This is a genomic window from Parabacteroides sp. AM17-47, from assembly GCF_003434625.1.
GTDB classification, from domain to species: Bacteria; Bacteroidota; Bacteroidia; order Bacteroidales; family Tannerellaceae; genus Parabacteroides; species Parabacteroides distasonis.
In genome coordinates, this window is record NZ_QTLI01000015.1 from 95133 (window position 1) to 115474 (window position 20342).

Annotated in this window: 20 protein-coding genes; 4 read left to right on the forward strand and 16 right to left on the reverse strand. The window is 39.5% G+C overall.

The window, feature by feature from the left end:
- Nucleotide 1: 1 nt before the first annotated feature.
- The 12 genes from DW205_RS13375 to DW205_RS13430 form a co-directional block, all read right to left on the reverse strand.
- On the reverse strand, nt 2-1108 hold the full coding sequence (locus tag DW205_RS13375) for a glycosyltransferase family 4 protein (RefSeq protein WP_005865540.1): 1107 nt from the start codon (nt 1106-1108) through the stop codon (nt 2-4).
- Between the two features lie 76 nt (nt 1109-1184).
- Entirely contained in the window at nt 1185-1946 is a 762-nt protein-coding gene (locus tag DW205_RS13380) for a hypothetical protein (protein WP_227154287.1), read from the reverse strand.
- A 27-nt stretch (nt 1947-1973) separates the two neighbouring features.
- Nucleotides 1974-2912 carry a hypothetical protein gene (locus DW205_RS13385; RefSeq protein ID WP_227793851.1) on the reverse strand — a complete coding sequence of 313 codons (939 nt, stop codon included), beginning with the start codon at nt 2910-2912 and terminating at the stop codon, nt 1974-1976.
- 58 nt (nt 2913-2970) lie between these two features.
- Nucleotides 2971-3966, reverse strand: coding sequence for a glycosyltransferase family 2 protein (locus DW205_RS13390; protein WP_005865534.1), 996 nt, complete (start codon nt 3964-3966; stop codon nt 2971-2973).
- Entirely contained in the window at nt 3963-5027 is a 1065-nt protein-coding gene (locus DW205_RS13395) for an acyltransferase (protein ID WP_005865532.1), read from the reverse strand. Before DW205_RS13395 ends, DW205_RS13390 begins: the two co-directional genes overlap by 4 nt.
- A 15-nt stretch (nt 5028-5042) precedes the next feature.
- Nucleotides 5043-6248: an EpsG family protein gene (locus DW205_RS13400; protein WP_005865530.1), complete on the reverse strand. Its 1206-nt coding sequence runs from the start codon at nt 6246-6248 to the stop codon at nt 5043-5045.
- Nucleotides 6245-7786 carry an MATE family efflux transporter gene (locus DW205_RS13405; RefSeq protein ID WP_005865528.1) on the reverse strand — a complete coding sequence of 514 codons (1542 nt, stop codon included), beginning with the start codon at nt 7784-7786 and terminating at the stop codon, nt 6245-6247. The genes DW205_RS13400 and DW205_RS13405 overlap by 4 nt, the downstream gene beginning before the upstream one ends.
- A 101-nt stretch (nt 7787-7887) precedes the next feature.
- Entirely contained in the window at nt 7888-10314 is a 2427-nt protein-coding gene (locus DW205_RS13410) for a tyrosine-protein kinase family protein (protein ID WP_048928346.1), read from the reverse strand.
- A gap of 10 nt (nt 10315-10324) precedes the next feature.
- On the reverse strand, nt 10325-11128 hold the full coding sequence (locus tag DW205_RS13415) for a polysaccharide biosynthesis/export family protein (RefSeq protein ID WP_005865524.1): 804 nt from the start codon (nt 11126-11128) through the stop codon (nt 10325-10327).
- 23 nt (nt 11129-11151) lie between these two features.
- The gene (locus DW205_RS13420) at nt 11152-11949 is read right to left on the reverse strand and encodes a WecB/TagA/CpsF family glycosyltransferase (protein ID WP_005865522.1); all 798 of its coding nucleotides are present in this window, start codon (nt 11947-11949) and stop codon (nt 11152-11154) included.
- A 61-nt stretch (nt 11950-12010) separates the two neighbouring features.
- Complete coding sequence (locus tag DW205_RS13425) at nt 12011-13246, reverse strand: glycosyltransferase family 4 protein (protein WP_005865520.1); 1236 nt, start codon at nt 13244-13246, stop codon at nt 12011-12013.
- Between the two features lie 157 nt (nt 13247-13403).
- The gene (locus DW205_RS13430; protein WP_005865518.1) at nt 13404-14213 is read right to left on the reverse strand and encodes a hypothetical protein; all 810 of its coding nucleotides are present in this window, start codon (nt 14211-14213) and stop codon (nt 13404-13406) included.
- Nucleotides 14214-14335: 122 nt separating this feature from the next.
- On the opposite strand from DW205_RS13430, the gene DW205_RS13435 reads away from it, so the two are divergent.
- From DW205_RS13435 to DW205_RS13445, 4 genes are all read left to right on the forward strand, one after another.
- Entirely contained in the window at nt 14336-14593 is a 258-nt protein-coding gene (locus tag DW205_RS13435; protein ID WP_008778092.1) for a DUF4248 domain-containing protein, read from the forward strand.
- Nucleotides 14594-14828: 235 nt separating this feature from the next.
- A complete protein-coding gene (locus tag DW205_RS13440; RefSeq protein WP_005865514.1) occupies nt 14829-15302 on the forward strand; it encodes an HU family DNA-binding protein in 474 nt (157 codons plus the stop codon).
- 43 nt (nt 15303-15345) lie between these two features.
- Nucleotides 15346-15456 (forward strand): smalltalk protein, encoded by a 111-nt coding sequence (locus DW205_RS22145; protein ID WP_005865512.1) that lies wholly within the window; start codon nt 15346-15348, stop codon nt 15454-15456.
- A 12-nt stretch (nt 15457-15468) separates the two neighbouring features.
- The gene (locus DW205_RS13445; RefSeq protein WP_005865510.1) at nt 15469-15984 is read left to right on the forward strand and encodes an N-acetylmuramoyl-L-alanine amidase; all 516 of its coding nucleotides are present in this window, start codon (nt 15469-15471) and stop codon (nt 15982-15984) included.
- Here DW205_RS13445 and DW205_RS13450 read toward each other — a convergent pair whose 3' ends face one another.
- The 4 genes from DW205_RS13450 to DW205_RS13470 all read right to left on the reverse strand — a co-directional run bounded on the left by DW205_RS13450 (nt 15985) and on the right by DW205_RS13470 (nt 20201).
- Nucleotides 15985-16710, reverse strand: coding sequence for a tyrosine-protein phosphatase (locus DW205_RS13450; RefSeq protein WP_005865508.1), 726 nt, complete (start codon nt 16708-16710; stop codon nt 15985-15987).
- A gap of 99 nt (nt 16711-16809) precedes the next feature.
- On the reverse strand, nt 16810-17946 hold the full coding sequence (locus DW205_RS13455) for an MraY family glycosyltransferase (RefSeq protein WP_005865505.1): 1137 nt from the start codon (nt 17944-17946) through the stop codon (nt 16810-16812).
- Entirely contained in the window at nt 17943-18482 is a 540-nt protein-coding gene (locus DW205_RS13460; protein ID WP_005865503.1) for a UpxY family transcription antiterminator, read from the reverse strand. Before DW205_RS13460 ends, DW205_RS13455 begins: the two co-directional genes overlap by 4 nt.
- A gap of 495 nt (nt 18483-18977) precedes the next feature.
- The gene (locus DW205_RS13470; protein ID WP_005865498.1) at nt 18978-20201 is read right to left on the reverse strand and encodes a site-specific integrase; all 1224 of its coding nucleotides are present in this window, start codon (nt 20199-20201) and stop codon (nt 18978-18980) included.
- Nucleotides 20202-20342: the final 141 nt, after the last annotated feature.

Genomic DNA, 20342 nt, shown 5'->3' on the forward strand with positions numbered 1-20342 from the left:
TTTAAGATCCTTGATATAACTTGAATATTTGCCTTACGTTTGTTGGCAGAAAAAACTTTCTCATAACCATTTCATATCCGTTCTTGATTATCATTTCCTTTTCACCACTGTTTGTCCTTAGCTTTTTGATTGCTTTTACGATCTCAGTCGATTGCTCTGGTATCAATAAAGAGCACAACTGTTCTTTATTGAAATCCCGCAATCCGGGAACATCATATAATATTGCCGGAATTTTGCAAGCCAAGGCTTCTATAGTAGTTAAGGAGATGCCTTCATAGTGTGAAGTCATAAGATATACATCAGAAACAATAAGGAATTTTCTCACCTCTTTTTGATTTCCCATAAAACGAATTTTGTTCTCAACTCCAAGTTTTCTTGCCAAAGTTTTTTCTTCTTCGGTAGTATCTCCTTGTCCAAGGTGAAGATACATTAGATTATTTTTTTCTTTTAGCAAATCGGGAAGTGCTTTGATAATGTCATGATGCCGTTTATTAACACTACAACCTCCTACGGAAATTATAACAAAACTATCTTTTGAGATGCCAAGTTCTTTTCTAACAGCTTGCTTCTCTGCCTTATCAGCCGGAAAGAATCGTTTATTCCCAAACCAATTATAGATTTTTATCGTGTCATTATGATAATATAAACGTTCATTATCGTACACACTATCTGATATCGTTTGGAATTTACAACTCAACAAATTCTTTGCACTCCATCTTAACCATATATGGTAAAGGTATGAAATAGGTCTGGACTTAAAGCAACTATGAAAAGTGTAGACAGAACGTATTCCCGCCAGACATGCAACCAAAGCCATATCCCATTTCATATTCGATGCATGGGTATGAATGACATCTATTCCTTCTTTTTTCACCAACCGGACTATTTGTTGGCAATAACTCCATCTGGTAATCAATCCACTCGGACAAGGTAGATGATATACTTTGTAACCTGCATCTTTAAACATGTCGGCATATTTACCCAACCTTTCTGCCGAATTTATAACATACAATTCACACCCAAGGCTTCTAAATTCATCGGCTGCATCAACATACATGATCTCAGCCCCAGAAAATTTCAATTCGTATAAAACATGCAATATTTTCATCGCTTATAGAATTACAACTTTTTAGTTACTTTGTGGATCAACAATTATTCAATAAATATACTACAGCTTCATTTCATCATTCATAAAAGAAAAAATCTGATTCAGCTAACCACATTTCAGTCATCTTACTTTTTTTGAAGAAAGCTCTGATTTCCATCTCTTTCTGTGCGGAAAAAACACGCTGATCCCCTAATCGAACCACTTTACCAGGACTACCTGCTATAAGTATTCCATCATCATGGTAACCTAAAAAACTCTTATTCACAAAACTCCTACTTGCCACAATGGTATTGTCGGGAAGTTGAGTACCCCGCATAAGGGTAGTAGAATTTCCAATCCAGTTCCTATTCCCCACTTCGATAATTCCCACACAATCCTTTACCAAGCCGTCTTTCTGAAGTATATAATGAAAGTTCGTATCACAACAAACACAATCGAAAGCGAACTGGCTATACGCTCGAATAAATATCCGATTGTTACATAAGATTTTACATCCACCTGAAAAACAGACATTTTCTCCCAGTTGCAATATTCCATCATTGATGCGCAAAGTACAGCCTGAAGAGAATTGAACGTCACCTTCTAGTACCATCGTACCATTTATCATAAACAATAATGAGGGAGCTGGGGTTGGATAAAAATATTCATGATTCTTGGCAAACTTGACTATTCCAAAACGAGGAGAACAGAGAAGCTTTACCGAAGAATTACTTATGATTAATTGCGTTTTCCCATAAATGACAATCGGCAAATGAATAGCTTGCTTGAAAGGAAGCAACTTAAAGTTTACAACCAATGTCTTCCATACATGAAAATGATATTTTCTGTATGTCTTCATGATTAATCGAAGTAAAGCATACATAAATCACCAATAACAATTGTTTTCTACTTTATCGCTATGTACCGTACGATATGCGTCTGGACTAACCCATGCAGGATTAGAAAAATATTTCAAATAGCAATCTTCTGGAAGCCCCACATCAAGTGCAATTTGTGGATTTTTCCAACGAATACCCTTGATACCAAACATCAATTGCAAGCCACCGCCAAAATGAACGGCTTGTTTGCCTATTTTTTTCACATGTGCAGCCAAAGGAAATCCATAAGCTCCGCATCCTATCAGACAGATATCAAAATCCGCTTTTCCTATTTCCCGCTTCATCCATTCCAGTGCGTCAAACCAATCTTTGAAACCTTGGTTGTCGCCACCCAGACTTTGTACAGCCTTTACTGTCCTTAGCTCAAAGTCCGGCAAAACATCTTTATTGTCAAACAAATCAGAACGACGGGCGTATTGCGCTTCGATCAGTTCGGCAAACGGATGAATCACAACAACCTTCTTCCCTTTCAATACTCTTGACCAAGCTCGAGATGTTACGAATGGATCAAAGAAAGATAAGGGTATAAATAATGGATTGCACATATAAGGTCGGAGAATATGTAATCCTCTCTGTACGGTCTCAAAAGACCCACATATATCCAGCAAAGAAGCGTCTTGAAGCATCATTTCGCAAAACCGGGAAAGATGCTCAATGTCAGGAGGGAAGAATCCACTCCAATTTTGCATTTGGTTCATGACGTTCTTGTTCCACCACCAATCAGAGACATCACCTCTCAGATATTTTTTTAGAAGAGGTTTTCCTTGGCGAATGCTTAAGTAATTGAGAATGCAAGCCATTTCCGTAGCTCCGAAGCGTGCAATCATGCAAGGCCTCTTGGAATCAAGTAAAGTATAGATTGCATCCGAAGCTTTCAGAGGATCGGTTTCTTCAACTATGACGGCTGATTTCTGAAATCCAGTCATCTTGCCATAAATTTTACGCAAGCTCCTCCATAGCACTGTTTCTATGTACGTCATTTGTTTACCAATTTAAATATTGTGGATTAATTTTATTCAAATCACATTTATCACCCCATGTAGGATACCTTCTTAACCTCCAGCGAACTTTCGTCAGGTTTATGTAAAGAATAGCGACTCTTGGATAATGCGCTATCAAGCTGAGCTCAAAAGGATAAAACAACTTTTTGACATCAAAGGAAAGACGTTGTATAAAACGGAGCAACGCTTCGTTATCTTTAAGAGAAAGTCTCCTTTTAAAGTCATGAAACAAAAAATACCTAAGATAAATATTCAAAGATTCATTCCCTTTTTCACTTACCCGCAAGCTATCTTCCATACCGATATTGTAATACATCAATTTGGATTCTTCAGCTTGAGGCGTATTGGGGTTTTGAGTCGTTTGACCTGGCACATCCCCCCTATACTTATTTAAAGGAATACCACAATAAAAAACTGGCGCTATCAAAGCAACAGCTTGTATAAGAAGATAATCTTCGTGATAAATCATGTGTGGAATATACCTATGCGTCCGATTAAATACGCTTTTCTTTAAGACAGTTCCGCTTGTCTGCCCAAACAGAGAAACATTATGAAACAGATTAATTTCTCCTTGATAATTCTCAAATCCTTTTGGTATACAATAAATAGAGCGAGAAGCACCTTGAGCGATAAATGCACATAGAAACAATCCGCATCGGGGGTTGTTTTGAATATGTTTGGTCATGATTTTCAGATAATCGGGATGCCATTCGTCATCGCCATCAAGCAAGGCTACATATTCACAGCGAGCTTCTTCTACCCCCCTATTCCGAGCGACACTTACGCCTTGATTTTCTTGATGAAATATCCGTATCCGGTTGTCGTGAAAATGTTGCTGGATTATCCCCACTCCATTGTCAGTCGATCCGTCATCGACTATAATGACTTCAAAATCCTGATACTCCTGTTTGAAAACCGCATTCAAAGTATGCACAATCGTATGCGCTTTGTTGTACAAAGGAATGACAATAGAAATCATATTACTTTTATAATTTTGTTATTAATATACTTCGATCCGCGATTTAGCATGAATGCCGTTACTATGGATAGTGTATAACATACTATTATCAATGTACCTCCATAAGAATAATAGTTTTTCGATAAATAAATAAAAATACCATGTACAAGATATAATTCATAGGAAATTCCTCCTAAAAATTTAAGACTAGTCAAGTTTACAATTCCTAATACCTGAATCACCCATACCATCACTATGGGCAATGTGACGTTTAATGCGATGAGAGAAGCGATTTTCATTCCATCAGAGACAAATCTGAGATAAATGAATATAAAAACCAACAAAAACAATATTGATCCAACAAAAAATGAGATCAGTTTTTTCCGCACAAACGATTGAACACCCTGGCTCATACAGGCATATTCTATACCAATATTAAAGGACAAGACGGACGTATACCACCAATAACCCCAGCCCAACAATAAAATGCAAGCGATATAGGCAAAAGAGCCAATCCACATCCAATTCAACGCTTTTCTACCTTGCACTCCGCATATGGAAAAAACGGCATGAAAAAAGATGTATAAAATGAAAAGTGCATACATATACCATGAATTGGGCAAAGGAGGGTTGCCTAAAGTCATTTCGTAGCAAATATTCCATGCAGACAGATGTTCAAAACACATCCTTATACAGATAAAAATACAGGTCGCAATGAGTAAAGGCGGTAACAGTTTCAAAAACCTTTTTTTATAGAATGAGTCCAAGTAAATTTTCCCTTTCTTATGTAAAGAAGCCATCAAACCATATCCGCTTATGAAAAAGAACATGGATACGGCCCCTCCTCCGAAAAAGGTAAACTGACTGACAAGCATACGAAAAGACGGCGATAAGCCCGGAAAAGAAGTGACACCGGACAAATGATGCAAAACGATTAACAAAACCAATATGCCCCGCAGGGAAAGGGTTCGGTCTACATTGAACGGACTGAACAATATCTGTGTTCCATTCCACCGATGTCTGAAAACAGTTAATCCCGCAAGAATCACCAATGCAATATAACAAATGCAATATAAGTACATGAGTTTATTTATCTGTCACAGGTAATCGAAAATACTTCTATACACGATGTCGTTAGAAGAAGCCAACCAAATAGATGGTGTGCTGAAAAAGCGGAAAGCAAAGCACAGCGGAACAGTTATCAAATAATAGTCACATAAACTCCCCTTTGCCGTAAAGAAATAGGGAACCACTAACGGCATGAAAAAGAAACGGATGATGAAATAACGGGTCTGCATGAGCGGCATCGAGGTCATGAGCAGGCACATGGAAATCAAAATCAAGAACAAGTTGTTAATATAAAGTTCGCACTTTCGCCGTTCGCTATCAAAGAAAAACGCTTTGACATAAAGAATAACCGTAACCGCCAAGAACGGATATACCGCCGAAGGCTGTATAATATCTTTCAATGCATATGCATTTGAAGCGGTAGCTAACCGCTGGAATGCATAAAAGCTACTGGAGGAAAATATGGACAGGTTGGTAAACAGGATGTAAAGTAATCCAAATCCCAAGACGATGTAGATGTAAAAGCGAAAAGAAGCTTTCTTTCCTAAACGAATAAACAAGAATGGAATAAAAAAACCTGTCATAGTATGCGTGAAAAAAGAGATAACCAGCAAAGGATAAAGAATACGTCCGTTGGTGCATCTTTCAATAATGGCATACAGCATCATTGACATGGCGAACTGCTGGCGCAGCAAATTATTGCAGATGCCATTCACTTCTGTCACAAAAGCAAATAGGCACAAAGAAGCAACAAGGAAACGGGGGTCAGCTTGAATATAGTTCCAAAATTTATAAATGGCAGCAAATGTGAACATATAGGTCAAAGCAACAATGAAATTCGCATAAGAAAGGAAATCTCCGTCAAACAGATAATAGCCTATCAGATTAAATGCCTGCCAGGCATATTCCTTTGTCGTGAAAAAAAGATAAGTGAGTGTGTCGGTTATTGCCGCATTATGAAAATTATAATAATAGTTCCCCGCCCAGTCACTCGGCTCTCCTAAATGGAATGACCGTGTAGACTGCAAACACCACATGAACAAGGTAAGAATAATGACCAAGTAGAATGCCATTGATTTTTCTTTTGAAACAAAAACAAAAAACAATGTTGACAGTACCCCCAAAAAAGGGTTAAGCAAAAAAATCAGAGCCAATGCTGCCTGAATTTTCCAAACTGCTTTATTGTCGGTTATTTTTATCTGACAGTCCATCAATGATACCTCCCAATAGTTCATGATTCCTTTTTATTTGTCTTTATCAAAATAAATAGGCTATACAAGATTCTCCTTTCTTCCTTTTGGCAGCAGATGCAATAGAATGAGACTGCAAATATTAACATGGTCAATGTCACCGAGAAGACCAAGGAAGATATGGAATTTACAGCAATCGCCATCATACACGGATATGCAATGACCAATGTGAGCAGGACGGATGCGGATACAGGTAGTATCGCTTTAAGGATAAAATAGCGAGCCGGTATGTTACAATCAGTTCTTGCGCAATACAAAGCTATGGAATAAGTCATTATCGCACCAAAAAGCAATGCGATTATATACATGAAATAAGGTTGAAAACCCATATGGAAAACTATATATATAAGAGGTAGCTGAATGATATTGGTAAAACTGCTTAATATCTTAAAACGCCTGATACGACCAGTGGCTTCTATTGCCCTTGGAACGGTTACACACAAAATGTCGACAAAGGTCTTCAACAACTGAAAACGGATAAACACCACAGTCCACTCTGGAACTTCTTTTAGCCATATTTTTAAGATGTAGGGTGCCTCCAGAAATACAGGAATCGCAATTATCGAAAATAGTGCAGATGAGAATTTGGATCCATAAATTACAGATTTCAAAAACAGATTCCCATCATGGGCACCTGCACTCTTTCCAATTACCGGATTCAAAGCTTTAGTCATACCCGATGATAAAGCTTGTAGCTGCCCGTTCAGTTGAGTCGTGATACCCTGTGCCGCATTCAGAAGCGTTCCAAAAAAGTGGTTCAAAAGAACGCTTTGTCCCTGTATACTAATGATTACAATCATTGTATTCAACAGATTCCATCCGAAAAAACTTGCCATTTCTTTCATCGTATCCCGATCGAAATAATGTTGTATGGACAAGGTACATTCAGCATAATGTTTATGGCAATATAATAGCATGATAGAAAGAGTGATAAACGGAATACATGCCATCAATACCCCATAAACTATCAGCCTGTCATGCGATGCATATACACAGGCAAATGCCACAAACAGTTTTAAGACAGATTCCAGAATACCTACAAAAGCATAATAGCGCATATTCTCACGGGAATTAAGTACCGCATCGTATGGAACAGTCATGACCGTAAACATCGTACTAGCCACTAATCCCCCATAAACTATTTGGGCGGCATGAGCTCTTTCCATGGGTATGTTCAGAATCCCGTTAAAAAAAATATATCCATTGATTATCAATGCTATTCCCGCAACAATTGCCACAATGAAATGTAACAGGATACTAACATTGAATATTACCGTTTTCTTCTCATAGTTTCCGGAACCTTCGGTGTAGGACATAAAGCGTTGTGTGGCACTTGCCATGGATATATTTAGGAATCCCAACATCGCAATGGTGCCCCCAACGATATTAAATACGCCAAAATCCGAAGCCCCCAACGCCTGAAGAATGATACGGGTGGTGTACAAAGAGATGAACATAGTGATGCCCATCCTAACATACAGATAACCGGTATTCCTAATTACACGTGCGACCGTTGTCGACATAGTATCTATTACTTTCCTGTTATATATTCAAAACCTTTATCTGATCGTATTGCCAGTCATTGCAACGAACCTCATCTACAAAGCGCTATGGTATGCAATAATCAATTCTCATCTGTATAGTAATTATAAGAATGATATCCATATTTATAACCATAGTGTCCACCCCCCATGTCAGTCCCGTTAAGAACAAGCGACATGTTTTTATATGTATTTTTACGATAGATTTTTTCCAGTTCCGGCAACATGGCGCGATCCAGAAAACCTGCCCGAACTATAAAAATAGTGTAGTCGGCATATTGTCCAATGATCTGAGAATCCGCCATGATGTTGACAGGGGGACAATCAATGAAAATATAATCGTACCGAGTACGCACCTCCGCCAGCAGTTGTCCAAAACGGGCGTTGAGAAGTAATTCGGTCGGGTTCGGCGGAATGGTACCTACCGGAAGGACATGTAGATTATCGGACAAAAACCGTTTCCCATTCTCATCAGTGTATTCTGAGTCAGCATCCAGTTCTATTTTCGAAATGAAAAGTTTCTCGATGTCATTGAATTCACCAGCCAGATAATCACTCAACCCTTTTTTGTGAAAGTGAATAAACTTGGATACGGCATTCCTACGCAAATCGCCATCAATAATCAAGACTTTACTTCCTTTGACAGCCAGACTAATTGCGGTATTTATTGTAAGAAATGTTTTTCCAGAACCTTGAACGAAAGAAGTCAGTATAATTATTCTTGATTTTTGTTCCTTATTCACAATAAATTCCAGATTAGTCCGCAATACACGGAAAGCCTCATTCATGATGTCGCGTTTTCCATTCTCAACAAGTATGGCTGGAGAGTCCCAATCTGTTTTCTTTCCGTGAAAGTAATTTTTTCTTCTCTTTTTGGAATTCCACTGCGGAATTTCTCCGAGGAACGGTAAGGAAAGTTCCACCACATCCTTTTTATCACGTACTTTCGTATCTAAACTCTTCTTGATGAGAAGAATGGTTGCTGGTATCAATAAAGAGAGGACAAATGCGAACAGAACAATTTTTCTCTTTTGTGGCTCTACAGGAATATCATTTCCATAAGGAGGTGTTATGACACGTGTATTGTTGGTGATGAATGCCTGTGCCAGTTCGTTTTCCTCCCGCTTTTGAAGTAAAAACAGGTAGAGAGATTCCTTCACTTTCTGTTGCCGTTCAATAGATAGCAGGAACTTAGCTTGGCTTGGATTTGCCGCAAGATGTGCCGTAACCTGACTTTTGTCTTTTTGAAGGCTTCCTATCTGCATCTCAAGTTTGTGGTATTGGTTATCTATGGAAGCGATGATGGCTTTACGTAATTCAGCCAGAACTTCGTCCATATCCATAACCAGCGGATTCACTGTGCTACTATTGGCCATCAATCCATTACGTTGCAGTAATTTCCCATTATATTCCGATATTTGATTTTCGATACTCATATTCTCAATGCCGGAGTTGACAGGTAACAATTTCTCCTTGTTGGCATTGTCCAACAGATAATTCCGAACATAGCGAGTCATATATAATTGGTTGTTCAACGATAAGAGTTGTGCGTCAGCAGCACTGTTCTGTGATATGTATAAGTCAGAAGCTGCCTGTACATCCGGAAGCAAGTTCTCACTTTTATAAGAAGATATGTTTTCATCCACGCTTCCCAACTCACGTTCTATTATATTAATACGCTCGTTGATAAACATGGAGGTGGCCACCATTATCTGATTTTTGTCTTTCATCCAATTCTCGTTATAAACAGCTACTAACATGTTGAGTATTTCTTCTATTCTAGATATGCTGGTATCTTTGAAAATCAATTCCACAATAGAGCTTTTTTCATTGTACTGCGTGACGGTAAGTTTGTTGTTGAAATTTCTTATCGTAGATAACAGGGGATCTATCGTAACATGCAGGACATATTCGTTATCGGCCGTATATATGGGCGTAGGCTCAATGAGCAATCGTCCCAATGGAGATGCTATCGTATCAGAAAGAGTGGCACTGATGTCGGAAGGAAGTGAAATCGCATCCCCTTTCCAGATAAAATCTGATAACTTAACTTTGTTGCCTTGGAGGTGCATAGTAAACTCTCCGGACTCGTTACCCTGCCAATCGGGCATGGATACCAAGACGGGTAAGAAAGGACCATATAGTTCCTTACCATGAAACCTTCCCGGAATGGCATAATGAATGTATAGATTCAACCGCTTCACAACTTCGGTCATAATGGAAGGAGATTGCAGGGCAACTATTTCGTCCAAGACATTCGATTTAGGCTGGATGATACCTAAATCTTCAAAAGATTCGAAATTCGAGGGAAGCGATTTGCCTTGCATGTCACTTTGAATTTGTATCGTCATGGTACGACTAAAAACAGATGGGGATCTTAGTACATATACTACTCCCATACTAGTAATCAACAATATGGAAACCACAAACCATTTCCAATTTAAGATACAAAGAGAAATAAAATCTTTTATTCTAATAAAGTCTATTCTATCTTCTTTAGGAATTTCCATAAAATACGAATTATAAAAAGATTGATATTAATGAGGCAATAAGTGAGGTCACAGAAATCCAGAAAGATGTACTCCGAATCGTATTGCCATTGACCGTGGATTGATTGGCACGGACATTACCCGGTTCCACATAAACAATGTCATTCTGTTGCAAATAGTAAGCTGGGGATGAAAACAGATCCTCTGCGGAACATAAATTTACGCTATAAGAATACCGTGTGCCGCCATTCTCTCGTAATACAAATACTTTGTCCCGTTTGCCATAGATGGTCAAGTCTCCGGCCATACCGATAGCATCAAGCAGTGTGACCTTGTCCCGGTCTATGCTATAGCGCCCCGGCGTTTTCACTTCACCCAGAACCGAGATGCAAAGATTGGCGAACTCGACTGTTACCACAGGGTCTTTTAACAATTCGCGGGAAATCAACTCCTCTTTTATCAATGAGGCGATTTCTTTCCTTGTTTTTCCGTTTACATTTATTGCCCCCAATACCGGAAATTCTATATACCCCTCCAAATCAACCGTATATGAAAGAATACCGGAATTATTACTTGTCGTGCCAATAGCTTTAGCCGTGATTGCCAAATTGAATAATTCAGCCAACTGAGGTTCCCTGCTGTTTATCAGAATCGTTATCTTATCGCCGGGGAGCACTTTGATATAGTGGGGAGAGAGTGAAGTGAAAAGTTCACTCTCTCCGGGTTTCAAATCTTGAAAATAGGCTATTCTTTTACTTGAAGAACAAGAAGCTAAAAAGCACAAGAATGTCAATACAAGCAGGTACTTGTCTAATTTCCGGTAAAATACTTTCATAAAATCAATTGGGTTAAGGATTATCATTCCTTTTCGTTAGTTTCATTATCGTTTTCTCTGAAGAAACAGTTGTTATTATATACTCCCGTTTTTCGTTTTCGTTCGATTTCCCTTAGTAGCAATTCTGGCAGAGTAAATAGAATCATTCCACACCGCTTCAATTGCTTCTTGGGTTCTCTGAATATTCTGTACACGAACTCCAAGTGCCATTTGATGATCCACTTTGGAGCACGCCTTGCTTCCACGCCACTATAGAATTTAAAAACAGCCCCAACCGCAATCATGACCCCTCGTTTCAAATGGGGCTTTAATCTATCCATAAAATATTCTTGTTTAGGAGCTCCCAAAGCTATCCAAATAATATCAGCCTCGTCAGTTTCTATTTCTTTGGCTATGTTGGCATAATCAAATTCCTCTACCGACATATAAGGAAGTTCCAAGAAGGTCATATCAGCCACATCCGGGTTTTCTTTTGACAAATTGCTCTGCAACCCTCTCAATATGGCTCGTGATGTTCCCAAGAAGATCATCCTGTACTTCCTGCTATGAATGATGTCCATAAAGATTTGGCTTCCGCAATATTGCTCATAACGCTTTCCGTAAATCCAATGGATATACAACGGGACGTAACTGCTGTCACAAATGGAGAACATCCCACCATTGACTGTTCTCAGATAGTCAGACTTCCTGTTCGCTGTGCCCAACACTACACCATCTACTACACAGATATAGTCAGAACCTAATTTTTCCAGCTGCCGTGCTATAGAAGTATGAACCCGTTGTTTGTCAAACTCGTAGTGGATATTAAAGAATGTATTCATAATAACATAATGAATAGGTTTATTGTACAATCAATAAGTAAACTTAATCAGTCAGAAGAAATTATTTTTTTAATATTTCCTCATAATGCCTTACTAACTTTTTTGCTTTTGCTTCCCATGTTAGCTCTTGTCTCTTTTCTAACATTCTGGTTGATATGTCATTCAAGACAGCTCGGTTTTGATATAATAGTGAAAGTTCATGAGCAAAATCTTGAACTGATTTATAAGGATTAGATAATTCAACTGTAATACCTGCAAAATCTTTTACTATAGGACCAAAACCGCAAGTGTTAAAACACAGTATCGGCAATCCTACCGTTATGGCTTCAAGCACCACCGTGGATGTAGCTTCCATGATTGAAGTAAAAAACATCAAATCAGATGAAGCCATCATCTTCAGAATTTTATCATGAGACACATTCCCATGCCAGTGGCATTTCGAGGCTATTCCACAAATTTCGGCCATACGTTTCATTTCATTCACGGCATCATCGTTCCCTGTACCACAAATATGCAGTTCCACATTCCGCTGATTCATGGCTGTTATTGATTTAATCGCTATTGGAAGTTGTTTGCGAAAGTCAAATTTTCCTATCCATATAATTTTAAAAGGCTCGTCAGATTTACTTGTTTTTCTCCGAAAAGTAGAATTGGAGTCAATTCCAGTTTCATTGATTAGTAAACTGTTTTTCTGATAGTGATTCGATAGGATATCACTGACACTTTTTACAGCGGAAATTAATATATCCGCTTTTTGAATGGCTGCATGAACCCTTGACGAATATAAGTATTGATATTGGTTAATTATATTTTTAAGATAATTAAACAACCTCTGCTTCATTGGAACTCCTAGCAGATATTCCATTGGCATCAATTCCATCCCTCCGATGGGTCCCCAAACAAAAGGAACTTCTTTGATCTTCCACAAATAACCTGGTTCACGAAATCCAATCATATTCAGTTGATGAAGAATATCTATTCGGTTATTTTTTATAATTTGTTTCGCTATTTTCAACGTTTGTTTTTGCCAGTTCCGATAATACCAGTAAAACCTCCAGTCACCTTGGTTCCAACACATCTTTCTCACTTTAGTGGGAAGTGGATTGTAATAAAAATGAAGATGATCCTTTTGAGAAAGTGACATCATAGCCTCCTCTATGTTATCCCGAAATTCACCCTCAGTTATCACATACACATTGCAGTATCTGGCGATGTTGACAACCCAATTCCACCCCATTCCTTGTTCGCTGCCCCAATAAGGATTGACAGCATAGGCATTTACAAGAACATTTATCATTTTCGTTTAGTGCTCAAATTAGAGTATACACCAATGTATAGGCACTTTTATAGTACCTATCTAGTGTTATGTTAAAAATTAAACGTCAGATAATCCCAAGTCTACTTATCTTGTAACTTCACTGTACTGATTATACTATGATTGAGCCCTAATTTGACTACCAACCACTCATCTCACACTCAGCCAATCTTTGTGCATGACTCAGTGACAAACTTCTTATACCTTTATATATAGATATGTATTCCACCTCCGGATCTTCTTCTCCAAAGATAGAACGTAGATTGGCGATAGTTACCAGCATATCTTTTGCCGCACCCTCCAGTTGAAACCAATTTAAAGTTCCGGGGGGATCGAAAACTTGGGAAACATTATAATAATCATTAAGAGACATGGAGATATTTTGGGCATCATCCCAACCCTGTGTCGATTCGCAATAGTTACCTCCAATTTCCAAATCACTCTCTTCAACCTTAACTAGTACAGCATTACTTGCCGAAGCCAACTGCATGATTTGACGAATCAAATCCTCATTATCTGTTTGGAACCGGATCTGTATGGTTACATCCGCAGTTCGAGAAGGACTATTGGCTCGCTGCCGGGTAAGACAGGCTTGTCGTAACCGAGCTTCCTCTGTTTTACGCTCAGCCTTTACATCACAATCGTCCAGCATTTTCCGCACATGGAAGGTCACGGAATGGGGCTTGGCTGTTTTTTCCATACAAGTGAAAGGCAGTAAAACCGTAATAAATTTTTCACTAACGGCCTTGACCGCATCTATGTCACACGACACGTACATCGCCCGAATGGCTTTTATCGCTAAATCGGCATTATGATTACATGTCTCCAACAATTTTATATATTTCTTCGCTTTCTCCATACCGTGGAAATGCCATGCCAACTCCAACACATTGTCCGGTTCTTCGGGATAATGACGGTGAAGTGATTTTTTATATTCTTCTTTATTCATTGTATATTATATGGAGAGAATTACCCCTTGATTGTTTTTGAAGTGTTTAGATATTTTTTGCAGATATTCCACGCTTTGTCACAAACTATATAGTTTCGCAATATCATCCGGATGTAAAAGCAATGAACAGTTTTCACCTAAAACTCTTTTTTAATATGAACAACACGAATTTCCGAATCCGCCCGTACTCCAAAAGGGAGTTGGCGAGGCTCTATTTTCCGGATACGGTCAACGAGGAATCTGCCATCGCAAACCTCCGCAACTTAATGAAGCATAACCCCCACCTGATCGCCGAATTGAAAGGAGCGTACTATAAGACTTATAACAAGACGTTTACACCTAGGCAAATAGGCATCGTACAGTATCTCGGTGAACCGTAAGCGGGGACTGAAGCCATTAGTTATTCACTTCCCGAGCCGCTAGTTATTCACTAGGTATAGCCGTTAGTTATTCACTTGACAAGCCATTAGTTATTCACTTCGGAAATGCCTTAAACGAAACAACCGGAATGAAACCGAAAGCATCGGAAAGTGAGGTTTTCGACTTCCTTACTTTTGTATCAGTCAATGACATTGATAAAAATAACAGAGTATTCACTATTAAAATTTTAACATTATGGCACAGCCTTTTTATGCTAGAAAAATCGATTTGAACATTGGCCCTCGTAAGGGAGAAACTGTTTACAGTGCTCAAGCTTATTATTATGGTACAATCACTACCAAGCAGGTGGCTACCCAGATCGCACAAGAGTCGGCCTTGACACCAGCCGACGTGATCGGGGTCATCGAACGTCTCGCTTATTTCTGCCAAACCCACATGGCGCTTGGTTACAAGATCAAGCTGGACGGATTGGGCATCTTCTACAACGAGTTGCTCACCGAGAAAAGCGTAAGCACACCCAAGGAGGTGACAGCCAAGCTGGTGAAAAGTATCCGACCGGCGTTTAACGCCGAGTATACGATCCTTAACGGGACGTTCCGTTATGCGCTCCTGCCCGAGAAAACCAATTTGGTGAGAATCGACTTTAAGGGTGGGGTACCTATCGTAACTCCCGAGGAAGGGGATTCCGAAAGCCCCGGTGAGATCTGATTTTCATAAACTATACATTATTTACCTCAAAATTTGAACAGACATGAGCAAATCAAGTAAAATCGATTGGAAGAAAATAGTCCAAGCTATCGTACAGGCTATTATCGCAGCCTTAACGGCATTAGGTGTATCTTCCTGTGTTTCTCACTTCTAAATTCTAGTGACAATGACGCAAGAAACATTTCCCATGATTGTCGGCGGAGAAGAGACGCTCAACGAGCGTACCCTGCTGACGCAAGTGGAAAGCGGATTAATGATGAATGGGGCGGACTCTGTCCGCTTCATCGTCATACATTGTTCCGCTACCCAAAGTGACCGTGACTATACGGTGGAACAGCTTCTCCGTGACCATAAGGTACGGGGATTCCGTACCATCGGCTATCATTTCTATATCCGCAGGAGTGGAATCGTGACACAGCATCGCCGACTGCTGGAAGTAGGTGCCCATGTCCGTGGACTCAATCGTTGCAGCATAGGTATTTGTTATGAAGGCGGATTGGATGAAAGCGGCAAAACCGCCGATACCCGTACCCCGGAACAGAAGGAGCAATTGAGGGAACTCCTGTGGAAACTCCACACGCTCTTTCCTCATGCGCTTATCGTGGGGCATCGTGACTTGCCCGGCGTAAAGAAAGCTTGTCCCTGCTTCTCGTGCGATGAATATCGTTACTTGTTCCATTAACTATCCCGGGAAATGTGTCGCTATGATGCCTTGCAACATTCGAGAGACATTTCCCGATATTCTTTTCTTCATAACACTTTCTTTCCAAAGCTTAAGGCTATGAATATCAGTTCCACAGAGTTGATAATAGCCGTTTTTCAGTAGCCACTCCTCCTTACCTCGAACCTCCGGACCATATGCACCAATCAAGGAAAGGAGATTCAATTGGAACCTCACGTTCATACCTTTCAATCGCCAATAATCTTTCTCATTCATATAGGTATATCGTTCGGGATGCGCCAGTACAGGTATATAGCCTTTTGCCTTGATCCGAAGCAGAATATTATTTAATCCCATCGGAGGATTAAAATAGGAAGTCTCCACTAGCAAATGTTTTTGAGCCTTGCCAATCGGCAACAAGTCTTCCGAGGCCAGTCGCTCCTCAAATAAGTTATCCAACATGTATTCCGCAGCTAAATGGAGAGCTATACCTCCGGAATAATATTGAAGAAGAAGCTGGAAACGTTCTCTCAATTTCTCGCTCGTGTTGGGAATGTCTTCCATGACATGGGGAGTAAGCCAAATAGATTTAACTCCTAGTTTCTCCAAACAATCCAACGTATCCAAAGATTCACCCAACGTCTGTATACCATCATCCACCCCGGGTAATATATGTGAATGGTAATCAGTAAATCCCTCCAAAATACCGCTTCCCACAAGACTGGTCTGCTTTTTGAAAAACCACATCCTATTTATTCCTCTTTCGTATATCCAGCGTAGCCGTAATGGTAGCCATATTTGTAGCCATAACGGTTACGAATAATGAGAACTCTTATTGATATAAAATTAATTGATTTCATTGATGCTACTTTTTTCCTTGTAAAGGATGATACACCGGTTGATGATAAGATGTATCAATGCCCACAACAACATATTTAGTACCAATAACCAAGTAAGATTTAAAACCGGGGACAGCAGGATATTCATCCCTATGAAAAAGAAGGAGATTAACAGGACCGTCACCAATACCGTACGGACACGCATACCAGTCCGCAACAACTTATGATGGATGTGATTCTTATCCGGTAAGAAGGGATTCCTGCCTTTACGTAATCGATGCAACACCACACGGAAGACATCAAGAAGAGGAACCAAGAGCGTCGAGAATGCTATAACCATATAAGGGTTTGTCCGGACCTCCCCATCTGAATGTACGACACTTAGTTGTATTACCAAGAAGCTGAGGATATAACCGATCGTCAAGCTTCCTGTATCCCCCATGAAAAGTTTGTGCCCACGCTGAGCGTTGCCAAAAACGTTATAGAACCAGAAAGGTATCAATATACCTAACGTAGCTAACGCCAACAATGCATAAAAATAAGATCCGTTAGATATACAGATAGCCGCCAATACGGTAAGCGCGATACAACTCAAGCCGGAAGCCAAGCCGTCTATACCGTCAATCAGGTTAATAGCGTTGGTTATATAAACGACTATCAAAACCGTCAAAGGAATACCCACCCACGAAGGAAGCATATAAATTCCGAACAAACCGCCTAACGAGTTAATCCATGCCCCCGGCAACACCAATAGGATCGCCGTAAAAACCTGAACAACAAATTTGTAACGATAACCGACACCCACCAGATCATCTGCCACACCAATGAGATAAAGTAGCATACAACCACTGACCCAAAACAGTAACTCCAACAAACTTCGATCGGTTAGCAAACGAGCTATCGGAATCCCAACGCAATGGAACAGACCGATTATCAAACAGAGCGACACGAGTATCGCCGGGAAGAAAGAGATACCTCCCAAGCGGGGAACAGGTATGGAATGCACCTTACGCTCGTCGGGCTGATCAAACAATCGTTTCTTATAGGAGATCAACAAGATATTGGGGATAAGTATCAATCCCTGTAAAATGGATATCAAAAAACCACCTGATAAAAAAAGACCGGTCTCTATTATCGTTCTCATATTTTTTGAATAAAGCTTTGTGGGATATAGGAGGTCGCTACGGCACAGACCCCCTGAATGGCGACAACCAAACGGCTGTTTTTCTTGATCCTGCAGATATATCCTTCCGCCCCCTTGAATTTCCCGTCAATCACTCTCACACGTTCTCCCCGACAAAACTTGGTACTGTCAGCCCCCAAATATTCCATTCCTTTCTCGCCGGATGACGTGACCAACATGAAAATATTCATCTCCCGGTCCGGAATGATAAGTGGCACCTTTTTCAATTCCTTATCTCTTGTATACAGGATCACCTTGTCCGTGAATTGCCTCTGTATCTCCATCGCACGCAATGTCGTAGAATGAAAGAACAGGATTGAACTGATAATTGGTTTACGTATGATCTTTCTTACTCCATTCCGCATGACCACCGCATACTCACAAGGGAAATAGCAATCGATATCATCCTTCTTGAGGGATTCCTCGATCTCAAAAACTTTGTTATAAAATACTTTTAGCGCAAACCAATGGTTGCCGTCAAGTGTTATTGTTTTCAATGAATTATACCGTTTTTATTCATGTACAAAGAGGATATACCTTCCATTCCTGTATTTCCTTATTTTTTGATTAAAGGATATACAGCAATCAAGGTTAATCCGGCTATTTTTATATAAAATTCCGAAATGAGGACCATTCCTGACTACAGTGAATGGGAAACCCTAACCCTATATTTCTACCGTTTCTTGGTAAGAAACAGTACAAATAGTTATTTATCTTATTATCAAATATATAATATATATATAAACTACTTTTTTACTCGGTTTACTCAATTTGATACTCGAAAAAAGATAAGGTTGTTGTCGAAAAAAGTATACACTCTCATTTTCCAGACCAGACAAAGAATAATAGAGAAGAAAACAATTAACGTATTTATATACGCTATTTGTTAACGAGTTACATCAACAGAGGATACAATTTATATCCAAAAATCCCCCCTTTATTTTTTTGTTTTGCAGATTATAATTACATTTGCGACGTATTTCTAAGATTTCTTACCAAGAGACAGTAGAATTTAGATCTTTTAAAATCCCATTATTCGCATTGTCTATCAACGAGTTATCCAAAGAGTCCAAATAAATAAGAGTTGTTTTCTCGGAGGTATGTCCCATTCCTGCGCTGATAACCGCAACAGGGATATTATGATTGCGTGCAGCGGTAGCCCAACTATGGCGGGGAGTGTATGAAGATAGAGGCAATGTCTCACCGATTAACTTCCCCAATCGCTTTAATTTCTGATTATGGTAATTCAATCCCGTTTGGTATTGCAAATAAGCCCGATCCGGATTTTCATCGGTAATGATTGGAAATACATAGGGAGTTTTCGAAGAGTCCGATAGATATCGTCTCAAGATCGCCTCTATACAAGGTTCAATACGCAACGTCAGGTTTTGACCGGTCTTATGGCGACAGTAAGTAATTACCCCTTTACCTATATTTTCTTTTTTCAAATAAGCCATATCCACAAACGCCATCCCTCGAGTACTATAGCTGAATACAAACAAATCCCGGGAGAGAGCCAAAGCCGATGAATAAGACAGGTCAAGTCTCTGCAATTTCAAAATGGTCTTTTCACTAACGGCACGTTTCGATGTCTTGGCGATCCCGGTATATACCTCATGAAAAGGAAAAGCTTGCTCCACAAGTTGCTCTTGTACAGCTTTATTATAAGCGGCACGCAAGATTCTCATATAAAATGAGCTACTATTCTTACTCACTCTCCTTCCCCATAGCCATTTCTCATATTTGCAAGCCGTATCGGAGTCTAATGCGGTGAGAGGTATATCACAATTCTCTAAAAAAGAGGAAAAGCTGTTCAATGTTCGTAAATAATTACGGGAAGTACTGAATTGACCGCTATCATGAAGGAGTCCAATCTCTTTTCTCAAATAGTCCAACATTCCGGTTTCAGTTTTTGGAGATCGAAATCTCCCGATCACATCGGACAAGGTGTATTCATTCCCTACAGCATCTAATTCCCGAATGATTTTCCGGATCGCAGCTAAGTCCGCATTTATTCGTTTCTGATAAGAAAAAATAGTTTTTTCATTGTCAGGCGTAACAACCAACTCTCGTTTCTCCCCATTCCACCAATGAGGAAATATCCGCATATCGGTAGTTATTTGCCTATTCTCCTGTCTGTGACAAAGTTGGTAACAGACAACACCCGCTTTGCCTCTCACCGTCGATGGACGAAACTTTACTTTTATTGTAGCCATACTTTTTTAAGCCAATTTTACACTAGCCAACCCGAAATGTCAATAGGTAGACAATAATAATTATCATAGAAAATCTATCATAATGTCCTCATTCAGGAGCTATTTAAAACATATGACTCACCCAAAAAGTTGTTTATAGGA